Annotated in this window: 12 protein-coding genes; 5 read left to right on the plus strand and 7 right to left on the minus strand. The window is 69.6% G+C overall.

The annotated features are described in order from the left end of the window. The first annotated feature begins 35 nt into the window (after positions 1-35). The 4 genes from VHK87_RS02025 to VHK87_RS02040 all read left to right on the plus strand — a co-directional run bounded on the left by VHK87_RS02025 (position 36) and on the right by VHK87_RS02040 (position 2057). Positions 36-641, plus strand: coding sequence for a peptidylprolyl isomerase (locus VHK87_RS02025; RefSeq protein WP_414694095.1), 606 nt, complete (start codon positions 36-38; stop codon positions 639-641). Further along, complete coding sequence (locus VHK87_RS02030) at positions 638-1084, plus strand: DUF1810 domain-containing protein (protein ID WP_329633227.1); 447 nt, start codon at positions 638-640, stop codon at positions 1082-1084. The genes VHK87_RS02025 and VHK87_RS02030 overlap by 4 nt, the downstream gene beginning before the upstream one ends. A 94-nt stretch (positions 1085-1178) precedes the next feature. Continuing rightward, complete coding sequence (locus tag VHK87_RS02035) at positions 1179-1631, plus strand: response regulator (RefSeq protein ID WP_329633228.1); 453 nt, start codon at positions 1179-1181, stop codon at positions 1629-1631. Positions 1632-1706: 75 nt separating this feature from the next. Then, positions 1707-2057, plus strand: a complete 351-nt coding sequence (locus tag VHK87_RS02040) for a DUF1428 domain-containing protein (RefSeq protein ID WP_329633229.1) — start codon at positions 1707-1709, stop codon at positions 2055-2057. Here the strand turns inward: VHK87_RS02040 and VHK87_RS02045 are convergent. From VHK87_RS02045 to VHK87_RS02065, 5 genes are all read right to left on the minus strand, one after another. Further along, positions 2054-2662, minus strand: a complete 609-nt coding sequence (locus VHK87_RS02045; protein ID WP_329633230.1) for a helix-turn-helix domain-containing protein — start codon at positions 2660-2662, stop codon at positions 2054-2056. The genes VHK87_RS02040 and VHK87_RS02045 overlap by 4 nt on opposite strands. Before the next feature lie 2 nt (positions 2663-2664). Further along, a complete protein-coding gene (locus tag VHK87_RS02050) occupies positions 2665-3057 on the minus strand; it encodes an ester cyclase (RefSeq protein ID WP_329633231.1) in 393 nt (130 codons plus the stop codon). A 242-nt stretch (positions 3058-3299) separates the two neighbouring features. After that, a complete protein-coding gene (locus VHK87_RS02055; RefSeq protein WP_329633232.1) occupies positions 3300-3428 on the minus strand; it encodes a hypothetical protein in 129 nt (42 codons plus the stop codon). 14 nt (positions 3429-3442) lie between these two features. Continuing rightward, entirely contained in the window at positions 3443-4138 is a 696-nt protein-coding gene (locus VHK87_RS02060; protein WP_329633233.1) for a hypothetical protein, read from the minus strand. Positions 4139-4205: 67 nt separating this feature from the next. Beyond that, positions 4206-4874, minus strand: coding sequence for a glutathione S-transferase family protein (locus VHK87_RS02065; protein ID WP_329633234.1), 669 nt, complete (start codon positions 4872-4874; stop codon positions 4206-4208). A gap of 135 nt (positions 4875-5009) precedes the next feature. Between VHK87_RS02065 and VHK87_RS02070 the strand changes: the two genes are divergently transcribed. After that, on the plus strand, positions 5010-5963 hold the full coding sequence (locus tag VHK87_RS02070; RefSeq protein ID WP_329633235.1) for a LysR family transcriptional regulator: 954 nt from the start codon (positions 5010-5012) through the stop codon (positions 5961-5963). Between the two features lie 10 nt (positions 5964-5973). Here VHK87_RS02070 and VHK87_RS02075 read toward each other — a convergent pair whose 3' ends face one another. Beyond that, the gene (locus VHK87_RS02075; RefSeq protein WP_329633236.1) at positions 5974-6957 is read right to left on the minus strand and encodes an NADP-dependent oxidoreductase; all 984 of its coding nucleotides are present in this window, start codon (positions 6955-6957) and stop codon (positions 5974-5976) included. A gap of 67 nt (positions 6958-7024) precedes the next feature. Further along, positions 7025-7611, minus strand: a 587-nt coding sequence (locus VHK87_RS02080) for a small ribosomal subunit Rsm22 family protein (RefSeq protein WP_329633237.1), incomplete at its 5' end; no start/stop codon positions are given.

Below are 7611 nucleotides of genomic sequence, written 5' to 3' on the forward strand. Positions count from 1 at the left end.
TTCATCGGGCCACGATCGCTAGTAGATTTGACGCCATGTCCTCCCGCCGCCGCTTCCTCGTCTTCGCCGCCGCCCTGGCCGCCTCGCCCGCCCTCGCCCAGGCCCCGGGGCCGGTGCGGGTGGCGTTGACCACCGCCGAGGGCGTCATCGTCCTGGAGCTCTACCCCGACAAGGCGCCGATCACCGTCGCCAACTTCCTGCGCTACGTGGAGGCCAGGAAGTACGACGGCGCCGAGTTCTACCGCGCTTCGCGCCCGCCGGGAGCGACCGACGCCGACTACGGCCTGCTGCAGGGCGGCATCCGCAATCCTGAGGTCGCCCAGTTTCCCGCCATCGCCCACGAGCCGACCACCAAGACCGGCCTCTCCCACACCGACGGGACCATCGCGCTCGGCCGCTTCGCGCCGGGGACGGCCAAGTCCGACTTCTTCATCTGCGTTGGCGACCAGAGCTACCTGGACGCAAACCCGAAGGCGAGCGGCGACAACCAAGGCTTCGCCGCCTTCGGCAAGGTGGTCGAGGGCATGGAGACAGTGAAGAAGATCCTCGCCCTGCCCGTGGACCCCAACAAAGGGACCGGCGCCATGAAGGGCGAGATCCTGAAGGCCCCCGTCCGCATCGTCACCGCGCGGCGGATGTGAGCGCCGACCCGTTCCGCCTGTCTCGCTTCGTGGACGCCCAGGCGAGCGCCTACGAGGCGGCGTTGGCCGAACTGAAGCGCGGCCGCAAGACCAGTCACTGGATCTGGTTCGTCTTCCCGCAGATCGCCGGCCTCGGCTTCAGCCAAACCTCGCAGTTCTACGCCATCGGCTCCCTGGACGAGGCCCGGGCCTATCTGGACCATCCGATCCTCGGGCCCCGGCTGGGGGCCTGCGTGGCGACGGTGCTGAACCATCGCGGCCGCTCGGCGCGGGAGATCTTCGGGACGCCGGACGACATGAAGTTTTGCTCCTCGATGACCCTCTTCGCCCACGCCGCGCCCGACGAGCCCCTGTTCCGCCAAGCGCTGGAAGCCTTCTTCGCCGGCGAGCGCGATCCGCTGACGCTGCAGCGGCTCGCCGGCGAATATCCACGCGATGGGTAAGCCGCCCCGGCGGAATGGGCCGGCGGCCCTCGATTTTCATACTCCGGCAACGGCGGCGGGCCGACACGGTGATCCGTAATCCCCAGTGAAGCCCATGGACCTGCGCATCCTCATCGTCGACGACGAGCCGAGCAATCGGCAGGTCCTTGAACAGGCCCTCAGCGCCTTCGGCCATGCCGCCTCGACGGCGCCGAACGGCGAGGCGGCGCTCGAGCTGCTGGCCGGCTCGCCCTTCGATGCGGTGTTGCTCGATCTGCACATGCCGCTGATGAGCGGCCTCGACGCCCTGCGCCGGCTGCGGGGCGCACCGGGCCCGAACCGGGAGACCCCTGCTGTCTGTGTCACCGCGGACGTGCTGACCCGCCGGCCGGACGCCTACTTCGACCTCGGCTTCCAGGCCTTCCTCGCCAAGCCGGTGCAGCTGGCCAGGCTGGCCGCGGTCATCGACCGGGTCACCTCCTGCTCAATCGAGACCCAGCGCCAGCAGCGCACGGCGGTCAAGGTCGCGGCTCTGCGGCGGCGGATGGGCGATACGCCCTTCGCTTGACTCTCCTCGTCCGGGCGCTGTCGGATCGCGTCCGTCCCGACCGTCCTTCGGTCATCGAAGCGAGAGGAGGCTCACATGTCCTATGTCGACGGCTACGTCCTGGCGGTGCCGAAGGCCAACCTGGAGGCCTACAAGGAGATGGCTCGCACGGCCGGCGAGATCTGGAAGGAGCACGGGGCGCGCGCCTACGTGGAGTGCGTCGCCGACGACGTGCCTTACGGCGAAGTGACCTCCTTTCCCCGCGCGGTGCAGGCGAAGGACGACGAGGTCGTGGTCTTCTCCTTCATCACCTACGACTCGCGCGAGCAGCGCGATGCGATCAACGCCAAGGTCATGGCCGACCCGCGGCTGAAGGGTCCCGACGAATCGCCCTTCGACATGAAGCGAATGATCTTCGGCGGCTTCCAGCCGATCATCGAGCTCTAAACCGGCTTCCGCGCCGCCTCGACCAGAGCCCGGATCGCCCAGCGCCGCACCTTGCGCGCCTCGGCGTCGGAGAGTTGCAGGACGTCCTTCGTCACCACCAGCGACTCGGTGCCGATCAGGATGGCGAGAGCGTCGGCGAGCAGCTTGGCGGCCTTCGGGTCGAGTTCGGCGCGGGCGGGCTGCAGGGCCGCCTCGATCAGCGGCGTGCGCCGGTTCTGCCGGACCGGCGCGCCGTCGCCGGTCTCGCCGCGCACGATCCGCTCCATGGCGTGGGCGAGCATCATCCGGAAAGCCGGCTCGTTGGCCGCGAGCATGTCGCAAAGCGTGGCGTCGACCTTCTCCAGCCGGGCGACCGGATCGGTCTGCGGATCGCCCGCGAACAGGGTCTCCGCGTCCGGCGTCTGCACGTCCAGCACCGCCTCGCGCAGCAGCGCCTCCATGCTGGGGAAGTAGCGGTAGGCGGTGGCGCGCGAGACCAGCGCGGCCTCGGCCACTTCCTCGAGGGTCGGCGTGCGGCCCTCCTTGAGCAGGCGGCCGGCGGCCTCCAGAAGGTCCTTGCGGGTGCGTCGGCGCTGGTTCGCTCGGCCGGGCGTCTTGGCCTCCATTCCTAGTTCTGCGGCAGCTGCTGCATGATGCTGGCCAGGTCCAGCCAGACGTTCTCGCGCTTGATCTTGCCGCCGTCGGCGAACTCCAGGACGTGCAGCAGCCGGAACTCCAGCGGACGGCCGCGGCCCTCGAGTCCGAACGGCCGGCCGGTCGCGCGGCCCCGCCAGACGGAGTCGTCGACCATGAAATTCTCGCCGTACAGCCGGCGCAGGCTCTTCACCTGACCCTCGGACAGGTCCGCGAACAGGTTCTCGTAGAAGCCGCGGGCCGCCTCGGGGCCGTGGGTCGGGCCGGTGGGCGAGCCGACGATGTCGTGCTCCACGTCCTCCGTCAGGGTGGCCAGCACCCCCTCCACGTCGTCGCGCACCTCGTAGCCGAAGTGTTCGTCAAGCATCCGGTCCATCTCAGCAGGGCTGATGGCCATGTCGGTAACCCCCATCTGCAAGTGCGATGGGAGTGCTGTAATGAGACGATAGTCTCATGTCAATATCGGCGTCGCCTTGCGCGCTCCCCCCTCAACTGGTGATCGCCGGCTGGTCCCGGCGACCCAGCCCGTTGCGGCAGCGCCAACCTCATCAGGATGGGTGGCCGGCATGAAGCCGGCCATGAATAGGGGGGAGCGGTTGGAGCGAGCGCTCAGCTCGCGGTCGCGCCCGGCGCGGCCGCGATGCGTTCAGCCTTCTCCACGACGGTGTCCGCCACCGTCGCGGCCAGGGCCACGGCGACCACCGCCGCCACGACCCATTCCAGAGGACGCCATTTCATCGTGGTTCCTCCGCTCACGCCGCGACGCCGAGGCCGGCGGCCAGGTGCGACCAGTCGGCGTCCGACAGGGTCGGCTTGGCCGAGAGGGTGAGGATGGCCTCGAAGGCCGGGGCCGGGGCGTTGGCGCGGACGGCCGAGAGCAGGGCGATCCGCTCCTCGCGGTTGGCGGCGGGAATCAGGATGCGGCCGAATCCGATCATGTCCTCGGGCGACAGGCCGCTCATGATCCGGTCCTCGATGCCCTGCAGCTCGGCGTCGGTGAACAGGGACTGCAGCACCGGCAGGATCACCTGCTCCTCCTCGGCCATGTGGGCCAGGTCGTCGGCGACGAACTCGGAGAAGCGCAGGTAGAGGTGGCGCAGCATCACCGGCCGGTCGTCGGGGGCGGCACGGTCCACCTGCCGGGTCAGCACCTCGATCTCCTCGAACGAGAGCCGATGGTGATCGTGGGCCTGGATCAGCCGCAGGCTCGCGCCGGGGGCGCGCGCCTCGAGGGCGGCGTGGACGTGCAGGTCCTCGTTGTCCAGGTGGTGGGCCGACAGGTCCAGCATCGCGCGGACGTCGGCCATCAGCTGGGCCAGGCCGGCGCCGTCGCGGGCGTCGGCGCAGCCGAGCCGCACCAGGAGCTGGGTCAGGGCGTAGCGCAGACCCTTGTGGATCGGGCCGTAGAAGTCGTGGGTGGCCAGCGGCCGGGGAGACAAATAGGTCATCGGGGAGGCTCCGCCCGCAGCGCCCGAAGGGGCGCGGGTCTTGTTCTTGAGGGAAGGGAAAGAAAGGTCAGGCGGTGACGCGGGACTGGCTCTGGATCGCGCTCAGCATCCCGTAGAAGCCGGCGTAGACCGCGTCCCAGTGGAGGCGGGCCTTCATCCGGGCGACCCAGGCGACGATGTTCGGATAGGCGGACAGGTCGAAGGCGCTCGCCTCGCCGAGCGTGACGAAGGCCGAGCCGGCGTAGTCGGCCAGGGTGATCGCCTCGCCGCAGACGTAAGGCCGCCCGCCCAGCATGTGCTCGTCGAGCACCTTCAGCCAGCGATGGGCGTGCTCTTCGCCATAAGCGACCATGCCCTGCGCCAGCACCTCGTCGATCCCGTGCGGGATCCCGAAGTTCGGGTAGACGGCCATCAGGCAGTAGTACTCGTGGAAGTTGGTGTAGAACCAATCCATCGCCGCGTTCACCCGGGCCCGCGCCTTCAGCTCGGTCGGATAGGCGGGGGAGCCGGCGACCTCGGCCAGGTACTTCAGGATCGCCGAGGACTCACCGAGGGCGAAGTCGCCGTCCACCAGGAAGGGCACGCAGCCGTTGGGGTTGATCGCCAGGTAGTCGGGCGCGGCCGCGCCGCCGTTCATCAGGTCCACGTGGACGAGCTCGACCGGCAGGCCGGTCTCGGCGATGAACAGCATCACCGGGCGCGAGGTGGTCGAGATCGGGTCGCAATAGAGCTTCATGGTCTGCGGTCCGTTCGGCGTTTCGAGGCGAACGGCGGCGCCGCTCCAGGTGGCGGCGAATTAATGGTCGGCCCCTTGCCCGTAAATCAGCGATACTGCAGGCTGGGTCTGCAAAGCTGCAGAGCGGGGCGGCTCATGTACGACTGGAACGATCTACGCGTCTTCCTGGCGGTCGCCAGGGAAGGCAGCACGCTGGCGGCCTCCAAGGTGCTGAAGGTCAACCAGACCACGGCCGCGCGCCGCCTGGAAGCGCTGGAAACCGACCTCAAACTGAAGCTCTTCGAGCGCGGCCAGTCCGGCTCGCGGCTCACCGAGGCGGGCCAAGACCTGCTCGCCGAGGCCGAGAAGGTGGAACGCGCGGCCGAGGCGCTGGCCAGCCGCGCCGCCGCGCACCAGCGGGGCCTGGCCGGCAGCATCCGCGTCACCGCCTCCGAGGCGGTCGCCAACATGGTGCTGATCCCGGCGGTGGCCGAGTTCCGGCGGCTCTATCCCGAAGTGACCATCGAACTGGCCATCACCGACGACGCCCTTTCCATCGAGGACGGGGAGGCCGATGTCGCCCTGCGGGCCGGCGGCAAGCTGCCGGACTCCGATCTGGTCGCGCGCAAGCTGTCGGAGATCACGTTCGGCCTCTACTGCTCGCGCAGCTACGCGGACGCCCACGGCGCCCCCACGCGGCCGGAGGAGCTGAAGAAGCACAGCCTGATCGGTCCGGACGGCCCGCGGATCGCCCGGCTGCCCGGCTACGCCTTCATGCTGGAGCACGGCGGCGAGGCCGAGATCCGCTGCCGGGCCAACACCCTGACGAGCCTGCAATCCGCCATCAGGGCAGGCCTGGGGATCGGGCCGATGGCCACCACCATCGCCGAACCCGACCCGGACCTGGTCCGCTGCATCATCCCCGAGGGCGCCTACATCAACCTGTGGCTGCTGACGCGGGCGGACCTGAAGGACGTGCCGCGGATCCGGGCCTTCATCGACTTCGCCGGACCCTTCATCCACACGATGTCGAAGGACTACGAGGCCCGGGCCCGCAACGCGAGCCGCCGGAAGGCCCAGGCCGCGTCGCCGCAGCCCGAGACCACCTGAGGGCGGCGCGCTACTCCGCCAGGCGCACCAGCATCTTGCCGGCGTTCTCGCCACGCATCAGGCCGATGAGGGCCCCGGCGGCGTTCTCTATGCCGTCGCGGACCGTCTCCTGGTACTTCATCCGCCCGTCACGCAGCCATTGGGCCATGTCGCGCTCAAAGTCGCCGCGCATGTGCATGAAGTCGGTGGCCACGAAGCCGCGCAGCATCACCCGGCTGTAGATGATGTTGGAGAGGTTGCTCACCGTAGAGTGGCCGGAGTTGTAGCCGGAGATGAAGCCGCAGACCGGGATCCGGCCGAGGGTGTTCATCCGGCGCAGCGCCGCCTCCAGGTGCTCGCCGCCCACGTTGTCGAAGTAGACGTCGATGCCCTTGGGCGTGGCCGCCTCGACGGCTTTGCGGATCGGCTCCTTCTTGTAGTTGATCACCGCGTCCAGCCCGACCTCGTCCTTCAGCCACTGGGCTTTGTCGTCGGAGCCGGTGGAGCCGACCACGTAGCAGTTCTTGATCTTGGCGATCTGGGCCGCCACCGAGCCCACCGCGCCGGCGGCGGTGGAGACGAACACCTGCTCGCCCTCCTTCAGCTGGCCGATGTGCAGAATGCCGCCGTAGGCGGTGAAGCCGGTGCCGCCCAGGGCGTGCATGTGTACCGTCAGAGGCAGGTCGGGCTGCGGCGTCAGCTTGGAAAGCCCTTTCTCGTCGGAGACGAAGTACTCGCGGAAGCCCAGGCGGTTGGAGACCAGGTCGCCGACCGCAAAATCCGGGTGCTTGGACTGCACCACCCGGCCCAGCGCGCCGCCCATCATCGTCTCGTTCAGCGCCTGGCCGGCGGTGAGCCTCGGCCGCATGGCCGGATCGACGCTCATCAACAGGTTCTGGATCAGCACCTGGCCGTCGGCGGCGTCCGGAACGTCCCGCTCGACGAGGGCGAAGTCCTCGGGCTTGGGCTCGCCCGTCGGGCGCTGGATCAGGTGGACTTCGCGGCTCTTGGGCATGGACGGCTCCCTGTCTCGTTGGTCGGCGGCAACCTCTACAGCCGAACAGGGATCGGCAAGCGGTTCCTTATGTCCGCTCATCCCGGCGCAAGCCGGGACGAGCGGTGGAGGGGAGCGCATCGCCCCAGTCCAGCCGCCGCGCGATCGCGAACCCCGGCTTGTCGCGCTTGGGGGCGAAGCGGGTCTCCACCGCGCCATCGGGAGTGCAGAGCTTGAGCTCGATCCCCGGCTTGCCGGCCCGCGGCGGGGCGAGGACACGGGCCCCGCGCGGGGCGATCTCCACCGGCTCCCGAGCGGCCACGAGGTAGGCGAACTTCTCGTCCTCGAACGGGGCGTCGGCGGCCTTGGCTATCCGGTGGTCGCGGCTGCGGGGCAGGCGCTGGACGAAGTGGCACCAGTCGCCCTCCAGCAGCGGGCAGGCGGCCTCGTGCGGGCAGGGCGCGACGATCCGCGCGCCGGCGGCGCTCAGTCGGCTGCGGGCCTGGCGCAGGCGCGCAAACCCCGCCGGCGTACCCGGCTCGATGATCGCCAGCAGCCCGGCGGTCGCCCCCCAAAGGGCGTCGACGGCGCCATCCTGAGCCGCCGGCGGAAGTTCGGCCAGGGCGTAGCTCATCAGGACGAGGTCGGCCGTGGGCAGGTCGCGGGCGCGGGCCA

Origin of the sequence: Phenylobacterium sp., from assembly GCF_036263695.1 — a bacterium.
Taxonomy (GTDB): Bacteria; Pseudomonadota; Alphaproteobacteria; order Caulobacterales; family Caulobacteraceae; genus Phenylobacterium.